22 protein-coding genes are annotated in these 25,026 nt (G+C 57.3%); 5 read left to right on the top strand and 17 right to left on the bottom strand.

Going from position 1 to position 25,026, the window contains the following annotated elements; translation table 11 throughout:
- Positions 1-30 precede the first annotated feature (30 nt).
- Positions 31-1,128 carry a 4-hydroxyphenylpyruvate dioxygenase gene (gene hppD, locus FQB27_RS08080; RefSeq protein ID WP_169560399.1) on the bottom strand — a complete coding sequence of 366 codons (1,098 nt, stop codon included), beginning with the start codon at positions 1,126-1,128 and terminating at the stop codon, positions 31-33.
- A gap of 154 nt (positions 1,129-1,282) precedes the next feature.
- Positions 1,283-1,816, bottom strand: coding sequence for a VOC family protein (locus FQB27_RS08075; protein WP_169560398.1), 534 nt, complete (start codon positions 1,814-1,816; stop codon positions 1,283-1,285).
- 190 nt (positions 1,817-2,006) lie between these two features.
- On the opposite strand from FQB27_RS08075, the gene FQB27_RS08070 reads away from it, so the two are divergent.
- Both FQB27_RS08070 and FQB27_RS08065 read left to right on the top strand, forming a co-directional pair.
- Positions 2,007-2,561 carry a MarR family winged helix-turn-helix transcriptional regulator gene (locus FQB27_RS08070; protein ID WP_169560397.1) on the top strand — a complete coding sequence of 185 codons (555 nt, stop codon included), beginning with the start codon at positions 2,007-2,009 and terminating at the stop codon, positions 2,559-2,561.
- 182 nt (positions 2,562-2,743) lie between these two features.
- Entirely contained in the window at positions 2,744-4,345 is a 1,602-nt protein-coding gene (locus FQB27_RS08065) for a sensor histidine kinase (RefSeq protein WP_169560396.1), read from the top strand.
- A gap of 103 nt (positions 4,346-4,448) precedes the next feature.
- Here FQB27_RS08065 and FQB27_RS08060 read toward each other — a convergent pair whose 3' ends face one another.
- The 4 genes from FQB27_RS08060 to FQB27_RS08045 all read right to left on the bottom strand — a co-directional run bounded on the left by FQB27_RS08060 (position 4,449) and on the right by FQB27_RS08045 (position 9,807).
- On the bottom strand, positions 4,449-5,741 hold the full coding sequence (locus tag FQB27_RS08060) for an adenylosuccinate synthase (protein ID WP_169560395.1): 1,293 nt from the start codon (positions 5,739-5,741) through the stop codon (positions 4,449-4,451).
- 32 nt (positions 5,742-5,773) lie between these two features.
- Entirely contained in the window at positions 5,774-6,913 is a 1,140-nt protein-coding gene (locus FQB27_RS08055) for an ATP phosphoribosyltransferase regulatory subunit (protein ID WP_169560394.1), read from the bottom strand.
- A 120-nt stretch (positions 6,914-7,033) separates the two neighbouring features.
- Complete coding sequence (serA, locus tag FQB27_RS08050) at positions 7,034-8,611, bottom strand: phosphoglycerate dehydrogenase (RefSeq protein ID WP_169560393.1); 1,578 nt, start codon at positions 8,609-8,611, stop codon at positions 7,034-7,036.
- A gap of 26 nt (positions 8,612-8,637) precedes the next feature.
- Positions 8,638-9,807: a phosphoserine transaminase gene (locus FQB27_RS08045; RefSeq protein WP_169560392.1), complete on the bottom strand. Its 1,170-nt coding sequence runs from the start codon at positions 9,805-9,807 to the stop codon at positions 8,638-8,640.
- Positions 9,808-10,239: 432 nt separating this feature from the next.
- Here FQB27_RS08045 and FQB27_RS08040 point away from each other — a divergent pair, with 432 nt between their 5' ends.
- From FQB27_RS08040 to FQB27_RS08030, 3 genes are all read left to right on the top strand, one after another.
- The gene (locus FQB27_RS08040) at positions 10,240-11,433 is read left to right on the top strand and encodes an aminotransferase class V-fold PLP-dependent enzyme (protein ID WP_169560391.1); all 1,194 of its coding nucleotides are present in this window, start codon (positions 10,240-10,242) and stop codon (positions 11,431-11,433) included.
- 108 nt (positions 11,434-11,541) lie between these two features.
- Positions 11,542-11,997 (top strand): hypothetical protein, encoded by a 456-nt coding sequence (locus FQB27_RS08035; protein ID WP_169560390.1) that lies wholly within the window; start codon positions 11,542-11,544, stop codon positions 11,995-11,997.
- Between the two features lie 24 nt (positions 11,998-12,021).
- Positions 12,022-12,768 (top strand): putative metalloprotease CJM1_0395 family protein, encoded by a 747-nt coding sequence (locus FQB27_RS08030; RefSeq protein WP_206374450.1) that lies wholly within the window; start codon positions 12,022-12,024, stop codon positions 12,766-12,768.
- 55 nt (positions 12,769-12,823) lie between these two features.
- Here the strand turns inward: FQB27_RS08030 and thiD are convergent, their stop codons facing one another.
- From thiD to tolQ, 11 genes are all read right to left on the bottom strand, one after another.
- Positions 12,824-13,624, bottom strand: a complete 801-nt coding sequence (gene thiD / locus FQB27_RS08025) for a bifunctional hydroxymethylpyrimidine kinase/phosphomethylpyrimidine kinase (RefSeq protein WP_169560389.1) — start codon at positions 13,622-13,624, stop codon at positions 12,824-12,826.
- Between the two features lie 16 nt (positions 13,625-13,640).
- Entirely contained in the window at positions 13,641-14,990 is a 1,350-nt protein-coding gene (glmM, locus tag FQB27_RS08020) for a phosphoglucosamine mutase (RefSeq protein ID WP_169560388.1), read from the bottom strand.
- Positions 14,991-15,065: 75 nt separating this feature from the next.
- Complete coding sequence (gene folP / locus FQB27_RS08015) at positions 15,066-16,133, bottom strand: dihydropteroate synthase (RefSeq protein WP_169560387.1); 1,068 nt, start codon at positions 16,131-16,133, stop codon at positions 15,066-15,068.
- A 14-nt stretch (positions 16,134-16,147) separates the two neighbouring features.
- On the bottom strand, positions 16,148-18,082 hold the full coding sequence (gene ftsH, locus FQB27_RS08010; protein ID WP_169560386.1) for an ATP-dependent zinc metalloprotease FtsH: 1,935 nt from the start codon (positions 18,080-18,082) through the stop codon (positions 16,148-16,150).
- A gap of 145 nt (positions 18,083-18,227) precedes the next feature.
- Positions 18,228-19,556, bottom strand: coding sequence for a tRNA lysidine(34) synthetase TilS (tilS, locus tag FQB27_RS08005; RefSeq protein ID WP_169560385.1), 1,329 nt, complete (start codon positions 19,554-19,556; stop codon positions 18,228-18,230).
- A 4-nt stretch (positions 19,557-19,560) separates the two neighbouring features.
- The gene (gene ybgF, locus FQB27_RS08000; protein WP_169560384.1) at positions 19,561-20,595 is read right to left on the bottom strand and encodes a tol-pal system protein YbgF; all 1,035 of its coding nucleotides are present in this window, start codon (positions 20,593-20,595) and stop codon (positions 19,561-19,563) included.
- A gap of 247 nt (positions 20,596-20,842) precedes the next feature.
- Positions 20,843-21,370 (bottom strand): peptidoglycan-associated lipoprotein Pal, encoded by a 528-nt coding sequence (gene pal / locus FQB27_RS07995; protein ID WP_169560383.1) that lies wholly within the window; start codon positions 21,368-21,370, stop codon positions 20,843-20,845.
- A 142-nt stretch (positions 21,371-21,512) separates the two neighbouring features.
- Entirely contained in the window at positions 21,513-22,862 is a 1,350-nt protein-coding gene (gene tolB / locus FQB27_RS07990; protein WP_169560382.1) for a Tol-Pal system beta propeller repeat protein TolB, read from the bottom strand.
- Positions 22,859-23,815, bottom strand: coding sequence for an energy transducer TonB (locus tag FQB27_RS07985; RefSeq protein ID WP_169560381.1), 957 nt, complete (start codon positions 23,813-23,815; stop codon positions 22,859-22,861). Before FQB27_RS07985 ends, tolB begins: the two co-directional genes overlap by 4 nt.
- A gap of 15 nt (positions 23,816-23,830) precedes the next feature.
- Positions 23,831-24,292: a protein TolR gene (gene tolR, locus FQB27_RS07980; protein ID WP_169560380.1), complete on the bottom strand. Its 462-nt coding sequence runs from the start codon at positions 24,290-24,292 to the stop codon at positions 23,831-23,833.
- Positions 24,293-24,294: 2 nt separating this feature from the next.
- Positions 24,295-25,017 (bottom strand): protein TolQ, encoded by a 723-nt coding sequence (gene tolQ, locus FQB27_RS07975; protein ID WP_169560379.1) that lies wholly within the window; start codon positions 25,015-25,017, stop codon positions 24,295-24,297.
- Positions 25,018-25,026 lie beyond the last annotated feature (9 nt).

Genomic DNA, 25,026 nt, shown 5'->3' with positions numbered 1-25,026 from the left:
TTCCCGTATCAGAAGGCATGCCGCCCCCCTCTATTCGGCCTTGACGACGCCGCGCCGGATCTGGTCCCGCTCCATGGATTCAAACAGGGCCTTGAAGTTCCCCTCACCGAAACCGTCGTCCTTTTTCCGCTGGATGAATTCAAAGAATACCGGACCGATCAGGGTTTCCGAGAAAATCTGCAACAACAGGCGCAAATCCCCGCCCTCGGTGGTGCCATCCAGAAGGATGCCGCGTTTCTTCAATTCATCTGCCGGCTCCCCGTGGCCGGGAAGACGTTCTTCCAGCATTTCATAATAGGTATCCGGCGGCGGCGTCATGAAGGCCAACCCCCGTTCCTTCAGCATGTCCCAACTGGCCAGCAGGTCATCACTGGCAAAAGCGATATGCTGGATCCCTTCGCCGTTATAGGCCATCAGGAATTCCTCAATCTGGCCGGTGCCTTCGGATGCCTCCTCGTTCAGGGGAATTCTGATCCGCCCATCGGGCGCCGTCAAGGCGCGGGATTTCAACCCTGTATATTCGCCCTTGATATCGAAATACCGGATTTCCTTGAAATTGAAGAGAGTTTCATAGAATCGTGCCCAGTAATCCATGCGCCCGCGATACACATTATGGGTCATGTGATCGATAACCTTAAAGCCGCATCCAACCGGGTTCCGGTCCACCCCTTCCAGATATTCAAAATCGATATCGTAGATGCTCTGACCTTCCTTATAGCGGTCGATCAGATAGAGGGGCGCCCCGCCAATGCCCTTGATGGCCGGCAAGTGCAGTTCCATCGGCCCGGTGGGAATTTCAATCGGCTGTGCGCCCAGTTCCAGCGCACGGGCATAAGCCTTGTGGGAATCGCGGACCCGGAAAGCCAGACCGCAAGCGCATGGCCCGTGTTCTTCGGCGAAATAGGCGGCATGGCTTTTGGGTTCGTTATTGATGATGAAGTTGATATCGCCCTGCCGGTACAACACCACGTCTTTTGACCGGTGCACGGCGATTTTCGTGAAGCCCAGCAATTCGAAGATCGGCTCCAGAATGCCCGGCTTGGGCGAGGCAAACTCAACAAATTCAAAGCCATCAAGGCCCATGGGATTTTCAAAAAGGTCTGTGGGGTGTGTCGTATCTTGTGTCATGTGAAGGGTTCCATTCTGGAATAACTGTAAAGGGAAGCAAGGGGAAAGCCGGCCTCATCGGCGGCGCACACGACACCCCCCGCACACTGTTTTCCAGCATTCTCCCGATCACAAGATACATGTGCCGTTCCTTTTCAAATCCGCTGTATGCCGATCAACTATGACTGCCGTCATGCATCCAGGCCGCATGTTGCGGGGCCTGCTTGGTGCGGTCCCATTCTTCCAGCATCTGCCATTTCACATCGTCCAGTCGGCGGGCCATGTCCGGTGTGCCGGTATTCACCGCAAGTTCCAGCCGATGACCGCTGGGATCAAAGAAGTAGATAGATTTGAAGATAGTGTGATCTGTCGGGCCGACAACATCAATCCCGTCCGCCTCCAGACGGGCCTTGGTGGCCAGAAGATCGTCCAGACTGTCAATTTCAAAGGCAATATGCTGCACCCAGTCCGGTGTGTTCGGGTCTTTTCCCATTTCGGGGGAGTTGGGCAGTTCAAAAAAGGCCAGAACATTGCCCTGCCCCGCATCCATGAAAATATGCATGTAAGGGTCAGGCGCCTTTGTCGAGGGAACCTCGTTCTCGGCGATGGCGAGAACAAAATCCATACCCAGATACTTCTGATACCATTCCACAGTCTGCTTGGCATTCCGACACCGGTAGGCGACGTGATGAATTTTCCCAATTTTCATAAGGCGCTCCTCCATCGCTGCCACGGCCCGTCCTGTTTCGGGGAGGGCAGCTCTTGTCATATTGGTAACAAATGTTACTATTGTCAATCGGGAAGGGAATTCCCTCCTGCGGTCGCCCGCAGACCGGTCTTTCACAAAGGGCCGGTTCACGCTACAAAGGGCGCAAGAAATTTCGGGCACCGGGACTGACATGACAAAACCTGACCGCACACATATCCGGGACATCTGGTCCCCCGCCGAAGACAGTTGGGACATTTCAGCCAACCCCGCCCCGGACAGTGACCAGCCCCTTGATCTTGCCACCTTCCTTCCCTATCGCCTGTCGATCCTGAATATCGCCGTCAGCAAGGCCCTGTCCGAACTTTATGCGGATCGGTTCCACCTGACCCGGCACGAATGGCGCATCCTTGCCGCGCTTGGCAATCACCAGCCGCTTTCAGGAACGGAGCTTGGCCGGATTACCAGCATGGAAAAAATGACTGTCAGCCGGGCTGTGAACAGGTTGCGGCAGGCCGGACTGGTGTCCGCCCATACAAATAGTGCGGACCGGCGCCAGAAGACCCTGCACCTGACCGATCAGGGAACGGCTGTCTATAACCAGATCATCCCCCTCGCCCGCGAGAGGGAGGCCGCGATCCTGTCGGCTCTGTCGAAAAAGGAATACCAGACCCTGAACCACCTGATGGAGAAAATCTTCCGTCAGGCGACCCGCCTGCAGCAGCAGGACGATCAGGACCCAGCCTGATAAAAACCGACCGAACAGAATATTTCGGCAACCTTCCGCTGTTTCCCCTACTCTTTTCCGCAATATTAAATATATTTAAAATTAGAGTTTGCGAATAAATTTTTAACACTATACCCCTTAAACTGGTGTCGCTCTAAAGCATTAGTAGAATGGAATAACAAAAACCTTTGCGGAAGGTTCTTATGGAAAAACCAGTTCACTATCTGGAGAGTGAAATCAGGGCTCTGGCGCAATCCGACCCGAAAGTTGACAATTTTCTGACCCATACAGCCGGAGACGGATTGTGGTGTCTGGATATGGAAAATCCCGAAATCGAGTGGATGGACACCACCTTTTGGGAGATGCTGGGCTACGATCCCGACGAGAAAGAGCATCTGTCATCGGAATGGATGAAATGTATCCACCCGGATGACATTGAAATTGCCCTCAAGCATTTCGAATTGCATTGCGCGGATGAAACATTCCCGTTTGATCACATCGTCCGGTATTTTCACAAATCCGGAACCATCCTGTGGTTCCAAAGCCGTGGCATCGCAATCCGCGACACGGTGGGAAACCCCCTGCGGATGCTGGGGGCACACAAGGACCTGACAGCCCTTAAAAAGCCGGACAACCTGCAACTTCCCAGCGTCAAACAGTATCTGGAACAGATTTATGAAGCCCGCACCCGATCCCTTCAGGAATCCAATGATCGCCTGAAAGCGGTTTTCGAGAATATCGTCGAGGCGGTTATCGTGATCAACGACCGGGGCCTGATCACCCACTGGAGTATCTCGGCCGAAAAAACCTTTGGCTTCACCCCGGAAGAGGCGGTTGGCAAGAATGTCTCCATGCTGATGCCGAACCCTTACCGGGACCAGCATGACCAGTATCTTCGGAACTACCTCCAATCCGGCAAGGGCAAGATCATCGGCATTGGCCGGGAAGTTCAGGCCATGCGAAAGGACGGTACGATCTTTCCCGCCGAGCTTTCCATCGGCGATACCAAGAACCCCCATTTTCGCCAGTTTATCGGGGTAATCCGGGATATCTCCGACCAGAAGGCCGCCCAGACCAAGCTGGAGGAAGCGGCCCGCGCTGCCCACAAGGCCAACGAGGCGAAATCCAGTTTCCTTGCCAGCATGAGCCACGAATTCCGAACCCCCCTCAACGCGATCATGGGCTATTCGGAACTGCTGTCCGGTCCCCGCTCCGCCAATATTGTTGACGAGAAAAAGCGGGAATATCTTCTGGATATTCATGCGGCGGGCAGCCATCTGCTGTCGCTGGTCAACGACATTCTGGACCTGTCCCGCATTGAATCCGGCAAGGAACAGCCCAGCGTTACCAGCATCGATGTCACGTCCCTGATTGCACAGGTGGTGGACATGGTGAGGGTGCTGGCTGACCGCAACTGGATCACCATCGAGACCCATGTTCATTCCGGGGCAAAAACCCTGAACGCGGATCATCGCCACATGATCCAGATTCTCGTCAACCTGCTGTCCAATGCCATCAAGTTCAATGAAAAGGGCGGGATCGTCAAATTGTCGGCCCGGCCCCTGACCGATCACGGTCTGGCCTTTGAAGTGGCGGACAACGGGTTTGGGATCGATCCTGCAGATCAGGACCGGATATTCGATTCCTTTGAACGTACCGACGATGTCCATGTGCGCAGAACCGGGGGGACGGGTCTTGGCCTCGCCCTTGTCAAACGCCTGACCGAACTGAACGGCGGCAACATCACCCTGACCAGCGCCGTTGGTGAGGGCACCACCGTCGCAATCGCGTTCCCCAAAAACTGATCACTTGCCTCAGAACAACAGAAAACCCCCGCCTCACAGGGAAGCGGGGGTTTTCTTCTTTCTGTCCTGACAAAATCAGGTCGTCACATCAGCCGGAAGCGGTTCAGTCCGCGAACGGGTCCCGAACCAGAATGGTGTCTTCCCGTTCCGGGCTGGTGGAGACAAGCGCGATCGGCGCCTCGATCAGTTCCTCGACCCGGCGGATATACTTGACGGCGGTTGCCGGCAAGGCGTCCCAGCTCCGGGCACCAAAAGTGCTTTCGCTCCACCCTTCAAGGGTTTCGTAGATCGGCTCAACCGCGGCCTGATCGGCCATGTTGGACGGATAGTAATCCAGTGTCTTGTCACCAAGACGGTAGCCAACACAGACTTTCAACTCTTCCATGCCATCCAGAACATCCAGCTTGGTCAGGGCAATCCCGGTAATACCGCCGGTCTTGACCGCCTGACGAACCATGACCGCATCGAACCAGCCACACCGGCGTTCCCGTCCGGTGACGGTGCCAAATTCGCGGCCCCGCTCACCCAGACCACGGCCAATGTCGTTCTTCTGTTCCGTCGGGAACGGACCTTCACCCACACGGGTCGTATAGGCCTTGGTGATCCCCAGAACATAGCTGACAGCCCCCGGACCGACGCCACTGCCCACAGCGGCCTGCCCGGCCAGCGTGTTGGAAGAGGTTACGAACGGATAGGTCCCGTGATCGTTGTCCAGCATGGCCCCCTGGGCGCCTTCGAACAGAACCAGCTTGCGATCCCGCTTGGCTTCATCCAGCGTCCGCCAGACAATGTCGGAAAATTCAAGAATTTTCGGGGCAATTTCCACCAGATCGGCCAGCAGCTTGGCGCCGTCCACAGGTTCAGCACCCAGACCCTTGCGAAGGGCGTTGTGGTGCATCAGCAGGGTTTCGATCTTGCGGGCCATCAGGTCCGGGTCTGAAAGGTCGCTGACACGCAGGGCACGGCGGGCGATCTTGTCCTCATAGGCAGGACCAATACCCCGGCGGGTGGTGCCGATCTTGACCGCGGCGGTGTTATCTTCGCGAAGGGCATCCAACTCGCCGTGAAGCGGCAGGATCAGGGTCGCGTTTTCGGCGATCTTCAGGCATTCAGGCGTGATTTCAACATTCTGCCCGCGCAGGATTTCCATTTCCTTGAGCAGGGCCCACGGATCAATCACAACCCCGTTTCCGATCACGGAAACCTTGCCACCCCGGACAATGCCGGACGGCAGCAGACTCAGTTTGTAAACTGTTCCGTCAATAACAAGCGTATGCCCGGCATTATGACCGCCTTGGAACCGCACCACAACGTCGGCCCGTTCTGACAACCAGTCAACCAGTTTACCTTTGCCTTCATCACCCCACTGGGATCCGACAACAGCCACATTTGCCATAGTCTCAATGTCCTTAATACAGGTTTCCTAAATCAGGCGACTTCTGTTACGTCGCCCGAGTTCACTACATGTGAGCAGCCAAGCCGCTTTGCTTCTTCGGAATCGGATGCGGCCTTGGCCAACCCCCGAACCGTAATCCAGCCTTCGGCGCGATACTGTGCGCCTGTTTCCATGGAGGTGCCAAACGGAAGATACAACCGCTTCGGCCCCTTGCTGCGCGGTGCAGCGCGCATGATGCTGTCCATAAACAGGGTGAAACCGGTCGCCGGTTCCCCGTCAATCAGATGATACCGGCCACCCCGGCCCAGTTCGCCGCGTACATTCCGCGCAAACAGGGTGAAGCTGACACCGGTCTGGTATTCAAAACCGCGGAATTCGCCGGGATCGATGGTAATCACCAGATCGGGCGATGCCTCTGTCAGCAGGGTGACAAGGCGATCCAGTTCGGCAATCTGCTCTGCGGCCCGCCCCGGAAGGTTCAGCGCCCGCAACTGCCGCATGGCATCCGCCGCCGGGCCTGCCGCCTTCAGCAGCGCCATCAGGATGGGAGACAAGGTATCCCCGAAATCATCCAGAACCGCCGCATCCTTCTGATCCAGCGCAAGGCGCGCTTTTGCCGCTGTTTCCTCTTCCACACCCAGTTCCTCGCAAATGGCGGGGACCAGTGTGGGCAGGGTCAGGTCAACGGACAGGTCCGGAATGTTCAGGGCGTTCAGCGCCTCTGACGCCAGCAGGATCAGTTCCGCATCGGCGGCAATTTCGGAGGCCCCGATCAGTTCCACACCGGCCTGCGTGAACTGGCGTTCCGGGCGAAGCTGGCTACCATGCACGCGCAGCACCTGCCCCGCATAGGAAAGGCGCAGCGGCCGGGGATCCTGTTTCATGCGGGTCGTGGCCACACGGGCAACCTGCAGGGTGATGTCCGTCCTGATTCCCATCATGCGATGGGAAACGGGGTCCATGACCCGGAACATCTTGGAGGACAGCGCCGCACCGGCACCTTCCAGCAAATGTTCTTCGAATTCAATGAGAGGAGGCTTGACCCTCAGGTAGCCGTTCGCAGTGAAGACCTTCATCAGGGCTTCTGTATAACTGGCTTCGGCAGACGCGGTCGGTGGCAGCATATCCGCCAGTCCGGCAGGCAGCAGCCCTTTTTCAGAATAGTTGTTCATCACATGCGCCTATAAAGCATATTTCGCGGCATTATGCCAACAAGAACAACAAGAAAAAGCGGCATTTTACAACGCCGCTTTTTCCAGTGCCTTCAAAAGGCGATTATTTGAGGAATAAACCTAGAAAGCCAGCGGTTTGACCTGCTCCACATGAGGCAGTGCACGGACTTTCTCAAGGGTATCTTCCGCCAGAGACGAATCTATCTCGATCAGGGCAATCGCCTCGCCCTGCGCTTCGTGACGACCCAGGTGGAAGGTGGCGATGTTTACACCCGCCTCACCCAGAAGCGATCCGAGCGAACCGATGAAGCCCGGCTTGTCGCGGTTGGTCACATACAGCATGTGCGGACCCAGCTCGGCTTCCATGTTGATCCCCTTGATGCTGACGATGCGCGGACGCTTGTCACCATAAAGAGTTCCGGCAATATCACGGCTGCGCTGTTCGGTGGTTACCGTCAGACGGATCAGTGTCTGGTAATCATCCGCCTTGTCGCTGATGCTTTCCATCACGTCGATACCGCGTTCCTTGGCAACGATCGGGGCGTTGACCATGTTGACGCTGTCCATGAGCGGACCCAGCAGACCCTGAAGAATGATGGCGGTCAACGGCTTGATGTTCAGACCGGCGGCCTGACCTTCATATTCCACATGAACCTTCTTCAGGCCACTTTCCGTTACCTGACCTGCGAAACTGCCAAGCTGCTTGGCCAGTTCCATGTAAGGCTTCAGTTTCGGGGCTTCTTCTGCCGTGACGGACGGCATGTTCAGCGCATTGGTCACAGAACCGACCAACAGATAGTCGGCCATCTGTTCCGCCACCTGAATGGCCACGTTGACCTGAGCTTCGGTAGTGGACGCCCCCAGATGCGGTGTGCAAACCACATTCTCAAGGGAGAACAGGACGTTTTCCTTGGCCGGCTCGACGGAGTACACGTCAACCGCAGCCCCGGCAACCTTGCCGCTTTCAAGGGCGGCTTTCAGGTCTTCCTCAACAACCAGACCACCGCGGGCACAGTTGATGATGCGAACACCGTCCTTCATCTTGGCAATGTTGGTCGCGTTGATGAGGTTCCGGGTCCCGTCCGTGATCGGTGTATGCAGGGTGATATAGTCAGCCCGGGCGAACAGGTCGTCCAGTTCAACTTTTTCAACACCCAGATCAGCCGCCCGCTCCGGTGAGAGGAAAGGATCAAAGGCGACCACTTTCATCTTCAGGCCAATGGCCCGGTCCGCAACGATTGAACCGATATTTCCGCAGCCAATCACGCCAAGGGTCTTGCCATACAGCTCAACACCCATGAAGCGGGATTTTTCCCATTTGCCAGCCTGCGTGGACGCATCGGCAGCCGGGATATGACGGGACAGGGAGAACATCATGGCGATGGCATGTTCCGCCGTGGTGATCGCATTTCCGAACGGTGTGTTCATGACACAGATACCGGCAGCCGTTGCCGCTGGGATATCCACGTTGTCCACACCGATACCGGCACGGCCAATCACTTTCAGGTTGGTCGCGGCCTCGATGATTTCAGCCGTTGCAGTGGTGGAGGACCGAATAGCCAGACCGTCATAATTGCCGATACAGGCTTTCAGTTCTTCCGGTGACATACCGGTGAGTTCGTCAACTTCGATGCCGCGCTGACGGAAAATTTCCGCAGCTTTGGGGCTCATCTTGTCGGAGATAAGTACTTTTACCATGTTTCTGATCCTTGTTGAGGGAAGGATTAATTTGAGAAATTCTTCTTGAGTTCAGCATATCCCCAGTCAAGCCAGGGCATCAGGTCGACCAGGTCGGCTGTTTCCACAGTGGCACCCGCCCAGATCCGAAGACCCGCCGGAGCGTCCCTGTAGGCACCGATATCCAGCGCCACACCTTCTTTCGAAAGAATGGACACCAGTTCCTTTGCCGCCTTTGACTGATCCTCATCAGAAAGACCGGTAAACCAGTCATCCGTAATTTTCAGACACACGGATGTGGGGCTGCGATAGGCCTCGTTCTCGGCGAGGTAATCCAGCCAGTCCGATTTCTCGACAAAATCGGAAATTGCCTTGGCGTTGGCATTGGTCCGGGCAATCAGTCCGTCAAGGCCACCAAGGTTTTTCGCCCAGTTCAGGGCATCCAACGCATCTTCCACGGCCAGCATGGACGGTGTGTTGATGGTTTCACCCTTGAAGATCCCTTCGATCAGCTTGCCGCCTTTGGTCATGCGGAAAACCTTCGGAAGAGGCCATGCCGGGGTGTAGTTTTCAAGGCGTTCAACGGCCCGTGGGCTGAGGACGATCATGCCGTGTGCGGCTTCCCCGCCCAGCACTTTCTGCCAGGACCAGGTCACAACATCCAGCTTGTCCCACTCAAGGTCCATTGCAAACGCAGCAGAGGTCGCATCGCAAATGGCCAGACCTTCCCGGTCGGCAGCAATCCAGTCCGCGTTCGGAACCCGAACACCGGATGTGGTACCGTTCCAGGTAAAGACCACGTCCCGTTTCCAATCAACCGCGTTCAGGTCAGGAAGCTGACCGTAACCGGCGGTTACAACCTCGGCATCGTCCAGCTTCAGTTGCTTGACAACATCGGTTGCCCAGCCAGAGCCGAAACTTTCCCATGCGAGGACAGTCACCGGACGCGCACCCAGCAGGGACCACAGGGCCATTTCAACGGCACCTGTATCGGAACCCGGCACGATACCGATGCGGTAATCAGCAGGAATACCGAGCAGTTCGCGTTGCAGATCGATCACGGATTTCAGGCGAGCCTTCCCTTCCGCAGCGCGGTGGGAACGACCAAGAAAAGCATTATTGAGAGCTTCGAGAGACCATCCGGGGCGTTTCGCACACGGGCCGGATGAAAACAAAGGAGAGTTGGGGCGTCTCTCCGGACGCATAAGTTCTGTCATGTTAGCTAAACCTTCCAGTTTAGAGCATCCCGGTGGGGGGATGTGGCCCGCCGCCGATACTAGATATCCGCCGCCCCCTGTCAACGGATTTTTTATTGCAGTGCAAAATTTACAGCACACCCTCATCGCAAAGCGCAGTTTCCCATGCGTTACCCCTGAAAATAGAATTGAAAACGGAGCAATATACGCAAGCGGACTCTCGCCCTTGGCCCCCCTCCAAAACCACAGGAATGCCGTGCTTTCCGAGAGCTATTCCAGCCTCACCCGCCACCTCCCTTCCTGACGTGATAATCCCCGGAACCAACCGGGCCAAGAATCAGATCATGCCAGACGGGAATTGCGCCCCGTCCCTTTTTTGAACAGAATGAAACCGGACAACCGGACAGGCCTTTGGGAACAGGCGGTCGGACAGAAAACAAACAGGGGGAAAACATGACATCACGCGAACACCTTGATCTGGAAAAAGTCAGGCAGGACACACCGGGAACCCGCACCCGTATTCACCTGAACAATGCGGGTGCCTCCCTGATACCAAGCCCTGTTTATCAGGCCGTGGTCGAGCATCTGGATCTGGAAATGCAGATCGGCGGATACGAAGCCCATAAACGGGCCATGCCCGCCTTCGAGCGTACCTATGATGCCATCGCTGAAATGGTGAACTGTTCACGCGATGAAATTGCCCTGATGGAAAATGCAACGGCGGCATGGATGACAGCCTTTCACGGGCTGAACCTTCAAGCCGGAGATAAAATCCTGACAGCAGAAGCCGAATATGCCAGTAACGCCATTACCTACCTTCAGGCGGCTCAGGACAAGGGTGTTATTCTTGAGGTCATTCCCAGCGATGCCGCCGGGCAAATCGATGTGGCTGCCCTTGAAGCCCGGATTGACGCGCAGACAAAGCTGATTTCCATCAGCCATATCCCGACCAATGGCGGACTGATCAACCCGGCCGAAGAGGTGGGAAAAGTTGCCCGGAAACACGGTATTCCCTATCTTCTGGATGCCTGCCAATCGGTCGGGCAGATCCCGCTCGATGTTCAAAAGATCGGCTGTGACATGCTGTCCGCCACGGGCCGAAAATATCTGCGCGGGCCACGGGGAACCGGGTTCCTGTATGTGCGCGGTGACTTCCTGAACCGGCTTACCCCGCCGTGGCTGGACCTGCACGGGGCCAAGTGGACCAGCGCCAATTCTTTCACAATGCGATCCGATGCCCGGCGTTTTGAAAACTGGGAATTCAATGTGGCCGCCGTGATCGGGCTGGGCGTTGCGGTGGATTACTATCTGGCACAGGGACCATCCGCCTGTTCCGAACGGCTCTGTTCCCTTGCGGCAGCCGCACGGGCAGAACTGGAACGCCTTCCCCATGTTACCGTGACAGATATCGGCGCCCGTAAGGGCGGCATGGTGACCTTTTCCCACGACCGGTATTCGGCAGAAGACATTCGGGAAAAACTGGCCGCCCGCGGGATCAACGTGTCCACCTCCAGCCCGGCATCGACCCGCTTTGACATGGACCGCCGCGGGCTGGAAACGATCGTCCGCGCCTCTTTCCATTATTACAACACCGAAGACGAATTGAAGCAATTCGCGGCGGAAGTGGCCAACCTGCAGGAGAATTAACGAAAATTGAGTCAATTTCTTAACAAGACGTTAACGCTTTTTCTCTACCATCTTATTCTGTATTAGAAGATTTTTTTGACGGCACCCCTATTCCTGAAAGGTCACCTTATGTCTGCCCTCTCCATCGGATTTGCGTCAGCCCCTGTTCAATCTGCTCCTGTCCGTGCCCAAGAACGCCCGCAGGAGGCGACAGAACAGCGTGAGGCCCCGTCCCGCCCGGCAGAAGACCAGCCGCGGGCCAATGTCATTCCGCCCGTTGCCGGATCAGGGGGCGCCATCAGCCTTGAGGCCGTCACCGCCCTGCAAGGGACTGACAGCACAGGAACCGATCCGAACGCTGCGGAACGCCCGACAGACAGACGGGATGCGTCTCCCGCCTCCAACAATGGTGCGAACACAGATGCTGCCCCCGCCAGTGGGCAAGGCGTGATTGACGCGAACGACAGCGATGCTGTTCAGGCGGCATCCAACCCTTATGGCAATGACGGTAACGATCCCGCCGCCGGGGAAGAAACCGATCAGGCCGGACGCCCTGCGGGCAATCCGCTGAACCTTCAGATTTAACGCTCTTTCTGGCTGTCCGGTCCCATGATCCCCGCTGTCACCCCCTATTTCCCGGTCTACGATCCGCCCCGCCCGGCGGCGGACATGGCTGTCCGGGACGGTGACCAGACGGGATCAGGCAGTCATGCCGTGGCAGCGGTCACCAAATCGCCTCAGGCACAAAACCGGGAAGGGACCCCGCCCTCTCCTGCGCGGGTTTCCCCTGACAATGTGATTGCCCTGCAAGGGAATGCCTCGCAAGACGATAAAAGCAGCCTTGTGCCGGAGCAGGCAAGCACCGCCAAGACCGCCGATGCGGCGCAAGCGGAGAGCGAGCCGAAAAAATCAGCCGCCAACCGGATGGAGTTCAGCGAGGCTGAGCAGGAGCAGATTGACGCCTTGCAAGATCGGGACCGGGAAGTACGTGCCCATGAGCAGGCCCATGCCGTTGCCGGCGGCCAGTATGCGGGCGCCCCCCGGTATGAATATCAGATTGGCCCCAACGGCCAGCGATATGCCATAGGCGGTGAGGTGAAGATTGACACCGCGCCTATTCCGAACAATCCGGCCGCCACCATTGCCAAGATGGAAGTGGTGATCAAGGCGGCCCTGGCCCCGGCCGAGCCATCGGCGCAGGACCGTGCGGTTGCCGCAGCGGCGACCCAGAAACTCATGGATGCACAGACGGAAATGCTGGCGGAAAAGAACGGCCCGCCCGAAGGGACCTCCCCCACCGATCCCGGCGGGGAGATGATTGGACAATCCATTATCCCGATCGACCTGTTTGCCTGATCCTGATCCTGCCCCTGCCCCTGACCAGGATATAACGTTCTTTTAACGGCGGGACCTAGAAGTCCCGCACCGTGTGACCGTGATGCAGGGGCCCGTGGCCCCGGCCATATCCCGGCGCTTCCAAAATGGCGATTTCCACATATCGCAGGCCCCGCTCAACAGCCTGATCAAGGGGCAGACCCTGCGCCAGCCCCGTCGCAATCGCAGAAGACAGGGTACAGCCCGTACCGTGGGTATGGCGGGAGCTGACACGGGGATGTTCAAAGCGCAGACTGCCTTCCGGCAGGACCAGAAGATCGGTCACGACCGGCCCTTCCGCATGCCCGCCTTTCATGAGAACCGCGCCCGGCCCCTTGGCCAGCAACTCCCGGCCTGCCTTTTCCCGATCCTCAAAGGTTTCGATTTTCCAGCCGACCAGACATTCCGCCTCGGGGATATTCGGGGTCAGCAGGGTTGTCAGTTTCGGCAGCAGACGGCCCATGATGGCATCCTCTGCGTCCTCGGACAGCAGATTGGCGCCGCCCTTGGCGATCATCACCGGGTCCACCACGATCGGCGGCAGGTTGTCCAGACTTTCCAGATAATCGGCCACGGCATTGATCACGGCCGCGCTATGCAGCATCCCGACCTTGATGGCATCAACCCCCAGATCATCCATCACGACCCGAATCTGTTCCACCACAAAATCGGGGGATACCCCCTCAACAGCGGTGACCCCTTCTGTATTCTGGGCCGTCATTGCGGTCAGGGCGGTCATACCGAACCCGCCAAGCGCCTGAATGGTCTTCAGGTCCGCCTGTATCCCTGCCCCGCCGCCAGAGTCCGACCCGGCAATGGAGAGTACTTTCCCCAACATGTTGAAACCTCTTTGATTAACCCGCAGCCTGCGTCAGTTCATGGACGATATCATCCACCACATGGGTGACAAGATCAATATCCTCACCCTCGCCCATCACCCGGATCAGGGGTTCCGTCCCGGATTTCCGGATCAACAGGCGGCCCGTATCGCCAAGCCTCTGTTCACCGGCCCGGATCACGGTCTGGACAGCCTCCAGCCCCATGGGGTCCCGATCGGCGTAGCGGACATTCTTCAGGATTTGCGGGTATGGGTCAAAATTCCGGCACACCTCGCTGACCGGTTTGCCCTGATCCACGATCACGGACAAAATCTGCAAGGCGGCAATCAGGCCGTCCCCGGTTGTGCTGTAATCACTGAGGACCATATGGCCGGACTGTTCACCGCCCAGATTGTAGCCATGGGCCCGCATATGCTCGACCACATACCGGTCGCCCACATTGGTGCGCACAAGATCAAGGCCCTTGCCGTTGAGGAATTTTTCCAGCCCCATGTTGGACATGACGGTGGCCACAAGACCACCGCCCCGCAACAGGTCCCGCTCATGCCAGCTTGCCGCGATCAGGGCCATCAACTGATCCCCATCGATCAGTTCCCCCTTTTCATCACACATGATCAGGCGGTCTGCGTCCCCGTCCAGCGCAATGCCCAAATGGGCGCCTTCCTCGACCACGCGGCGGCACATGGCCTCGGTCGCGGTGGAGCCACATCCCTTGTTGATATTGAACCCATCCGGCGAGACGCCCATGGAAATGACATCGGCCTCCAGTTCCCACAAGACGGTCGGGGCCACCTTGTAGGCTGCACCATTGGCGCAATCCACAACGATCTTCAGATCATTCAGCAACTGGTTGCGGGGAAAGCTGCTCTTGGCAAACTCGATATACCGCCCGCGCGCATCGTCCAGACGCGTCGCCCGGCCAAGAAGCGACGGATCGGCCAGAACCACATTGCTGTCATCATCCATGTCGGCTTCAATAGCCAGTTCCACCTGATCGGACAGCTTGTACCCATCCGGGCCAAACAGTTTGATGCCGTTATCCTCGAACGGGTTGTGCGAGGCGGAAATCATTACCCCAAGATCAGCCCGGAGCGAGCGGGTCAACATGGCGATGGCAGGCGTTGGCAGGGGACCCACAAGGATCACATCCATACCAACGGACGTAAAACCGGCGGTCAGGGCCGGCTCAATCATATAGCCTGAAAGCCGCGTATCCTTGCCGATCACCACCCGGTGCCGGTATTCGCCGCGTCCTGTAAACTGCTTGCCAGCCGCTTTTCCGACCTTCAGGGCAATTTCCGCTGTCATCGGCTCCTTGTTGGCCGTTCCCCTGATACCGTCGGTACCGAAATACTTTCTTGTCATCTTGCCTCAATAAGCTGCTTGGGATCACCGGACCTGTCAAACCCCGGCAGTCTTGTGTCATCGTTGAACAGCACCCTAAGCTGTCAGAAAGGAATTTTCAATCGCCTGCCACACGGCAAGGGCCTGACGGGTTTCCGCCACGTCATGAACCCGGTAAATCTGAGCGCCTGCCTGCATGCCATACAGCGCCGCTGCAAGCGACCCGCCAAGGCGGTCTTTCGCCTCTCCCGGCCGATCCGCAAGACCAATAAAGGATTTCCGGGAAACCCCCAGCAGAACCGGACAGCCAATCCCGTGAAGGAACGCCAGCCCCTTCATCAGCAGCATGTTATGCTCCAGCGTCTTGCCAAAACCGATACCCGGATCAACCAGTATGCGGTCCCGCTCCACACCGGCGGACACCGCTTTTCGCACCCGATGTTCCAGATAGTCGATCACGTCGAACAGGGCATGATCATATTGCGGATTGTCCTGCATCACGCGGGGGTCAGCGGAACTGTGCATCAGGCAAACGGGCAGCCCACTCTCGACCACCACCTTCAGGCTTTCTTCCGAATATTCAAGGGCGGTGACATCATTGATCAGGCCCGCCCCGGCAGCAATCGCCGCCTGCATGACCTCTGGCTTGCGGGTATCGATGGACAGAAGGCTGCCCAGCCCCGCGCATTTCTCGATAACCGGGACCACGCGCGCGATTTCCTCCGCGATGGGAACCGGCTTTGCACCGGGGCGGGTGCTCTCCCCGCCGATATCCAGAATGGTTGCCCCCTGCTCCACCAGACGGCTGGCCTGGGCAAACGCCCTGTCCGGGTCCAGAAAATCCCCACCATCGGAAAAACTGTCCGGGGTCACATTCACAATGCCCATGATCGCAGGGCCGCCATCCCCCGGCAGGCGGGAGCGTACGGCATCCGCATCGGTACGGGCCAGCAAGGTCTCAATCCGCTCGCGGTGATCCTTTTCAAAGGCGGCCCAGTTCTCGGCCTCTTTTCGCAGGCTTCGATACAGGAACACGGTGCCCGGCGCCCGCCGGACAGCCACCTGAACCCATGCGGCATCCTCGCCAAAGCACGGGGCCATATAGATGCGATCAGAACAGGAAAGGCCCCGCGGTAACGCGGAGCCTTTGGCAGTTAAATTCATAATACGAAGTCCCCTTAAGAACCGGGTTGAGGTTCCGGCTCCATTCCGCCGGTGCCTTCAGAGCCGGGCTTCTTGTGCCCGTCTGATTCAGGAACCGTGGAACTTGGGCCGCTACCGGCGGGTGTTTCATCATCTTCCGGACGGTTGAGGTCTCCCCCATCCATCAGGGTCTTGATTTCATCACCGCTCAGGGTTTCGTATTCCAGAAGCCCCTTGGCGATCCGGTGAAGCTGATCTTCATGGTCGGTCAGGATGCGGCGGGCGGTTTCCTCGCCTTCCTCCACAAAGCGGCGGACTTCCTCGTCGATCAGTTCAGCCGTCTTGTCAGAAACATTTTTCTGCTGGGCCACGGAATGACCAAGGAAAACCTCTTCCTGATTGGCACCGTACATGAGCGGGCCCAACTTGTCGGACAAGCCCCATTCGGTCACCATCCGACGGGCCATGTCGGTGGCCATCTTGATATCGCCGGACGCACCGGTCGTTACCGCGTCATGACCAAAGATCATTTCCTCGGCAATCCGGCCGCCCATGGCAACCGCCAGATGGGCAAGACACTGATCGCGGCGCAGGGAATAGCTGTCCTTTTCAGGCAGGCGCATCACCATACCAAGAGCCCGGCCACGCGGAATGATGGTCGCCTTGTGAACCGGATCGGAGGCTTTCAGGTGCATCCCGACAAGGGCATGGCCCCCTTCGTGATAGGCGGTCAGCTTCTTTTCATCCTCGGACATGACCATGGAACGCCGTTCGGTGCCCATCATGACCTTGTCCTTGGCTTCCTCGAATTCCTGCTGCGTCACCAGACGGCGGGATTTCCGGGCTGCCAGAAGCGCGGCCTCGTTCACCAGGTTGGCAAGGTCCGCACCGGAGAAACCGGGCGTACCGCGGGCGATGGTCCGGGCGTTCACGTCATGGGCCAAAGGCACCTTCCGCATGTGAACCTTCAGAATTTTCTCGCGGCCAATGATATCCGGGTTCGGCACCACGACCTGACGGTCGAAACGACCGGGGCGCAGCAAGGCCGGATCCAGCACATCGGGACGGTTGGTCGCGGCCAGCAGGATCACGCCTTCGTTGGCTTCAAAACCATCCATTTCGACCAGCAACTGGTTCAGGGTCTGTTCGCGTTCGTCATTCCCGCCGCCAAGACCGGCACCACGATGGCGACCGACCGCATCAATTTCGTCGATGAAGATGATGCAGGGGGCGTTTTTCTTGCCCTGCTCGAACATGTCGCGGACACGGCTGGCACCGACACCGACAAACATTTCAACAAAGTCAGAACCGGAAATGGTGAAGAAGGGCACGTTGGCCTCACCGGCCACAGAGCGGGCCAGCAGGGTCTTACCGGTACCCGGAGGGCCAACAAGCAGACAGCCTTTTGGAATCTTGCCGCCAAGACGCTGGTATTTCTGGGGGTTCTTCAGGAAGTCCACAACTTCCTCAAGTTCTTCCTTGGCTTCTTCGATACCGGCCACATCCTCAAAGGTCACGCGGCCGTGCTTTTCGGTCAGCAGCTTTGCCTTGGATTTACCAAAACCCATGGCCTTGCCGCCGCCGCCCTGCATCTGGCGCATGAAGAAGATCCAGACCCCGATCAGAAGCAGCATGGGGAACCAGGACAGAAGGGTCGCCATCAGCAGGCTGCCTTCCTCTTCCGGGGCCGCCGTGATCAGGACATTCCGCTGGTTCAGCTTTTCAACCAGTGTGTTGTCCTGGGGGGCATAGGTGGAAAATGTCCGGCCATCGCGGGTTTCCCCGTTAATGGTCTGGCCCTGAATGGTCACCTGGGTAACATTGCCCCCATCCACTTCTTCCAGGAAGCGGGAATAGGGCATGGATGACGAAGAGCCGCGCTGGGACGAGTCATTGAATATATTGAACAAGGCAACAACGAGCAGTCCAATCACCACCCACAGCACCAGATTTTTTCCAAAGAGATTCACGAAAAATCTTTCCTTGTATCATCGCCCGATCGTCTCGAACGAACCTGTTAAACCAACCCTGATAACGGGAAACATCTTCAATATAAGTCAAAATCGCCGCTATCCAATAGGCAAGGACCACGACGACTTGTCCAATAAGGGTGTTTTATTGATTGAATAGCATTTCAAACCGACCTTGTCCAACGCTTGGCAGGTATGAAACCCCGGAAATCAGCGGCGCACATACCAGCCTGTCCCCGCACCAGATCGCCGGAAGATTTTCAATAATCATGGCAGGGGCCTCCATTTCCGGCCCGCCCATATCCTGATTTTTCAAAAACAGGCGCCCCTCATGACCGATTCGCCGGATTTCAAGCGGCAGTCCGTCCGGTGCGATGTCATCCGGTGCATGATCCCGAACCAGAAAACGATCATCCCAAAGGTAATGTGCCCGACCTGTCAGCGGCACAACGGGCAATCCGCTCCGCCCGGCCTCCCGGCACACCCGCCACCCCCGACTGCGGGGATGGAAGCGGCACCCGGAAAGGGTTCCGGCCACAGGCCCTTGCGCTGTCCGGAACCGCTCATAAAGGCGTTCCACCGCTGTCAGTCGGGGGCGGGCATCCCTGCCCCGAACCGCAGCAAACACCCTTGTCAAAAGCCTGATCGCCACCTCATCCGGCAAGGCACCCAAAAACGCGGCAGACAGATCAAGACTGCCGAAACGTCCTTTTGTCACATAATCGGCAAAGGCCGTATCCACCGCCTGCTCAACCGCCAGATTGGCACGCTGAAGGCGCCGGGCGGCAAGCGCCATGCTGTCCAGATCGGCACCGGGCAGCGCCGCCACCTGCGTCAGCACCTTTCCAAGATGGGTGCGGGTATAATGCTCGCTTTCATTACTGGGATCCTCGATCCAGTCCTGACCCGCTGCTATCAGATAATCCCGAAGCGCTTGCCGCCGGAAATCCAGTAGCGGCCGGACAAGGCGAATTCCCTGCCGCGTGGATACGGGGGCCATACCGGGCAACCCGTCAAGGCCACTTCCCTTCGACAGGCGCATGAGAAGGGTTTCCAGATGATCCTCCAACTGGTGACCAAGGGCCAGAACCCCGGCCCCGATCTCCTGGCATTTGGACAGCATCAGGTGATAGCGTGCGGCGCGGGCCTCTTTCTGAATTCCTGTGGAAGGATGCGGGCCTTTCCAGACAAGGATGTGATGCTCAACCCCGTGGGCACCAAGCCATTCCGCCACCTGCAACGCCTCGGTCGCGGCCTCACCGCGCAATCCATGATCCACCGTCAGGGCGACAAGTCTTATGTTGCGGGAACGGCACCAGCCAGTCAGCAACAGCACCAGCGCCATGCTATCCGACCCTCCCGATACCCCGACGGCAATGCACTTTACCGGGTCAGCCTCTTTCAGGCAGGCCGTCATGTGAAGATCGAAACGGGGTGTCAGGTCGGCATCCTTGCCGTCACGCTCAGTGCTCAAGGTCTCAGGAACAGCCGAATTTCTCTTTTTCGCGATCGGCGATCCGCTGCAAACGCGCTGGCAAGCGGTCAAACTGCTTGTCCAACTGGCGGAAGGAGGCACAGCTTTCCTCAATCTGGTTCATCCGCCCAAGGGCCATGGCCAGCTTGAGCAGGTTATCCGCTGCCTTGCTGCTGTCGGGATAGTTTCGGTACCCGTTCAGGAAAGCCGAGGCTGCGTTGGGGAAGTCTTCGCGAACATAAAAGGTTTCACCCAGCCAATACTGGGAATTGCCAGCAAGACTGTGTTCTGGATTGGCCGCCAGAAAATCGGCGAAGGCTTTTTCAGCCTCAGCATATCGGTCCTGCCGAACCAGTGAAATGGCGTAGTTATATTGTTCCGCAGGGTCTCGCTGAACATTGGACTGATCCGCGGGCAGAGAGGCAACCGTATCGCCCGCGCCCGCACTGGCCGGGGAGGTTCCGCCCTCTGTCGGGATGCGCAAGGTTCCAAGCACCTGAGGGCCTTTGGCCGTGGCAGTCCCTGCCTCTGTATTGGCGGCGCCGGAATTGGCCGAGCCGGCATTTGCGGCCCCTTCACCGCCGCCCTCAGTCGGGTTCGCGTTCATACCGGACGCCCCGCCTGCTGCGGCCTGTCGTTCCAGCTCTGTCAGGCGGAAATCAACATCCATGACCAGCTTGTCAAGACGCCGGGTCACCTGATCCATCTTGAAATTGGATTCTTCCAGCAGGCCTGTCAGGCGGCGTTGCTCCACTTCCAGACTGTCGATCCGGCTGGACAGGATCGCCGCAGCCTCACCGCCCGGAAGAACCGGCGCAGCGCCGGACCGGGACGAAGAGATATTGGCCGGGGGCGGAATATCCTGCCCCTGATAAACTTTTCTCTGCACATTGTTGAGATCGGCTTCCAGTCGGTTGATCCGATCCAGCAGGGCCTGAACGTCGCTGCTCTGTGCCTGCGAGAGGGAGGTGGAGGCCATCAGAATTGAAAATCCGACTACACCCTGCCCGATCAATTTTCCAATTGTCCGTTTTGCCATCTGCCTGCTACCTGACCTGTATCTTCCTACTGTTTCCCAACGGGCTGTTTCCCAACGGGCTGTTTCCCAACATGACCGGCGCTTGTGTCAAAACACTCAAAAAGCGCAAAAACAGCCGTATATCCCTGTTTTCTAGCGTAATTTTATGACCAAAGAAAGGCCGAAGCCCCATTGCTTACGCATAAAAAAACCCGGTGCTTTCGCCATGGCGAAAAAACACCGGGTCAATTTTTGTCATCGCCAAGACTTAGTTGACAGTCATGACACCGCGACGGTTCTGGGACCATGCAGCTTCGGTGTGGCCGAGAGCAACAGGACGTTCCTTACCATAGGAAATGGTGGAAACACGTGCCGCAGCAACACCCAGTGTTACCAGGTAGTTCTTGACAGAAGTGGCACGACGCTCACCCAGAGCGAGGTTGTATTCGCGAGTACCGCGTTCGTCAGCGTGACCTTCAACAGTCACAGTAACAGTCGGGTTGGCTTTCAACCATGCAGCCTGCCGCTGAACGATTGCCTGAGCTTCTGCAGACAGGTCGAAGTTGTCAAAACCGTAGAAAACACGGTCGCCGACGTTCAGGACCAGATCTTCCTGGCTGCCCGGCTGTACCTGATTCGCAGTGCCAGTCGCACCGGAAGAACCGCTTCCGCTTGTCTGGGAAGAAGCACCACTACCGGATGCATCACCGGAATCCTGCGGTGCTGTTTCACAAGCTGCGACCAACGTCAGCGCAGCAAACATACTCAAAAATTTAAGGCCAAGTTTAAGCCGCATTTTACTTAACTCCCATCCACTGGAGATTTATCAATTTGGGGTACCCAAATAAAACCATGATCATTACCCGCAGTGCCGTTGACTGACAATGAACTATTGCCCCCCAATATTACAACACACGGGATACTATACTTATCTAAGGTCACCTAATCAAGGGCGACCACGCAGGATCTGAACCGTCGCGCGGGGTGATCACCTCCCGCTCGTTATAGCCGGTCAGGTCCACAGACCAAAGACGAACCTTGTCACCCTGTCCATTTTTCTGTCCGGGAATTTGCCGGAAGAACACAAGAACACGGCCGTTCGGAGCCCATGAAGGCCCTTCGTTATGGAACCCTTCAGTCAGAATGCGTTCCTGCGTACCGTCAGTACGCATCACACCGACGGAAAATTTACCGCCTGTCAGCTTGGTAAATGCAATCAGATCCCCCCGCGGCGACCACACCGGTGTGGCGTAATTGCCCTTGCCAAAACTGATCCGTTTCGGGTTGGTTCCGTCGGAATTCATGACATAAAGCTGCTGACGACCACTGCGGTCTGATTCAAAGGTAATCTGCGTTCCGTCCGGAGAAAAGGACGGCGCTGTATCAATACCCGGATGCTTGGTCAGGCGCTTGATGGCGCGGGTCCGCAGGTCCATGACATAAATGTCTGCATTGCCATTTTCCGACATGCTCATCACCACCTGATTGCCAGAAGGCGAGAAGCGCGGGGCAAAGGTCATGCCCGGAAATTCACCCAGAACTTCCTGTTGACCGGTGTCGATATTGAACAGATAGACCCGTGGCTTGTTATTGAAGTAGGAAAGATAGGTGATTTCCTGCTGGGTCGGCGAGAAACGCGGCGTCAGAACAAGATTGCTGCCATCCGTCAGGAACTGGTGACGGGCACCATCCTGATCCATGATGGCAAGACGCTTGATGCGACGATCCTGCGGTCCGCTTTCGGATACATAGACAATCCGGGTATCGAAATATCCTTCTTCACCGGTCAGGCGCTTGTAAATCTGGTCCGCGATCAGGTGTGCGGTACGCCGCCAGTTGGTCGGCTGGCTGGTATATTGCAGGCCGGTCAGATACTGTTCGGACACCACATCCCAAAGGCGAAACTGAACATTGATGCGCCCATCCGGCAGGGCCCGCACCAGACCAGATGTCAGGGCCTGCGCATTGATCTTGCGCCAATTGGAGAAAACCGGTGTGACCTGAAGGTCGGCCGGTTTCTGCAGGAAGGCCCGCTGATCGATGGGGGCGAACAGACCGGAGCGTTCCAGATCGGCCTGGATCACTTCGGAAATCTGCTGCCCCACCAGTGAGGCGGCTTCTGTCTCGGCATGGAAGTCGGATATGGCAATCGGCAGCGGCTCGATATTACCGCGGGTAATGTCAATCACCAGTTCCGCCCGTGCGGACAGGGTTGCGCCCAACGAGACCAACAGGCCCAAAGCCACAACCTTACCCAGTCCGGCCAGTCCGTGTTTCAGTCTACTCATTGTCCAAACATCTCCCTCGGGTTGAAGTTGAGCGTCGTATCCCGCCAACGTTCATATTTCTCAAGCGGCAACCGGTACGGCTGGCATTGCAGGACAGCCCGTATGGCACTTTCCGCAGCGGCGCGCTCAAAATTGTTTTTATAGCTTCCAATTCCTACCGTTTTAGGTCGGCCTTGAACAGTCCCATCCTCATTCAGCACGATCCGCAGCGTGATAATCAGTTCCTCAGCGTTCACGCTCCCGGTTGGCGGGCTCCAGCACCGCTCAATCTGGCGTTTGAACGCATCTTTTTCACTGATACTCATCGGCATGGATCTGTCCACAGCCCGATTGGAGCTGCTGGACAATTTTTCAGCAGATTGAGACTTTTTTGTGTCATCCTGATCGGTTTGGGCCGCCGGGGCCTCACGCTTTTTCTTGTCGAGAAGCGCCTGCAACTGGTTCAGGTCGAAATTGTCCTTTTTCTTTTCAGGCTTTTTCTCGGCTTCCTTCACCGGTGTCTTTGGCTTCACCGGCGTAACCTTCGGCTTTATTTTCGGCCGAGGCACGGCTTTCGCTTCCTTGACTTCAGGCTTGGGTTCCGGCTTTGGGGCCGGGACAGGCTCTGGCTCGGGCTCCGGTTCGGGCGCGGGTTCAGGCTCAGGCTCAGGGGCCGGGGCTGGAACAGGTTCCGGCTCGGGTTCCGGCGCTGGCGGCGGCGGTGGCGGCGGCGGTGGTGGCGGCGCGGGTTTCGGCTCCGGTTTTGGCTCGGGCTTCGGTTCCGGCTTTTTCTCAGGCGCCGGCGCAGGGCGATGCTTGGGAAGATTGGTCACCTCGGCAATCTCGACGAAATCCACCTCAATAACCGTGGTTTCATCCAGAATCACCGGATCGGTGAAAATCGGCAACCCCGTATACATCAGCACCAGAATAACCAGATGCAGTGCCGCCGATATAATCGCAGATACCTTCATACCCGAAACGGACCCTTACTTCCCGGCTTCGGTTGTGTCGGGCTTTGGCTGCCCGGCAGAGACCATGGCGACGCGTTTAAACCCGGCGGCATGGATTTCCCCCATAACCTCCAGCACGCGACCGTAATTCACGTTCTTGTCCCCGCGCACGAAAATCCGCTGGTCCTGTTTGGCGGCGGTTACTGCCTGCAACTTGGGCACCAGATTTTCAAGATCAACCTCCAGATCCTCAAGGTACAGCTTGCCGTCCGCACCAACACTGATCACCAGCGGCTCGTCATTCCCCTGAACCGTGCTGGCCTTGGTGTTTGGCAGCTCCAGCGGCACCCCAACCGTCAGCAGCGGCGCCGTCACCATGAAAACGATCAGCAGAACCAGCATCACATCCACAAAGGGCGTGACGTTGATTTCGGACATTGCCCGATGCCGCCGCTTTCGTCCCTTCCCGGAAAACGCCTCGTAATCTGCACCCTGCATGATCAGTTCTCCTGATCCAGTTGCCGGGACAGGATCGCGGAAAACTCACCGGCGAACCCTTCCAACCGGGTGATGATCCGCTGCAAATCGTTGGAAAACTTGTTATAGGCGACAACCGCCGGGATCGCGGCCACAAGGCCAAGGGCGGTTGCGAACAGGGCCTCGGCAATACCGGGGGCAACAACCGCAAGGCTGGTATCCTTTGTGGCGGCAATGGACTGGAAACTGTTCATGATGCCCCAGACCGTACCGAACAGACCCAGAAATGTGGCCGTTGAGCCAACCGTCGCCAGAAACCCGAGATATTTTTCAAGGCGGTCCATTTCCCGGTCTATGGCAACCCGCATCACCTGATGGATCCGGGCCTGAAGGCCAGCGCTAGAATATTTGTCGAGCCCCTTTTCCGTAGAGCGCATCCATTCCCGCATGGCCGACGCAAACAGGACGGCCATGGGGTTATCCGGGTTGGGGCCAACCTTCTTGTAAAGGTCCTCAAGGTTGCCACCTGACCAGAAATCATGCTCGAAATCGTCAGATTCGGCCGTAACCTTCCGGAATTTGATAATTTTGTCGATAATAATGGCCCAGCACCAGAAGGAGGCAAGGATCAGGACAATCATCACCAACTGGACAACGATATCCGCCCTCATAAACAGGCTGATCATGGAAAGGTCATGGGCAGCGGCCCCCAAATTCTGGGCAGCGACTAAGGTTTCGTTTTCCATTCTTCCTTC

Origin of the sequence: Sneathiella chinensis, assembly GCF_012720115.1 — a bacterium.
Classification (GTDB): Bacteria; Pseudomonadota; Alphaproteobacteria; order Sneathiellales; family Sneathiellaceae; genus Sneathiella; species Sneathiella chinensis.
This window is presented reverse-complemented; position numbering and strand designations above follow the sequence as displayed.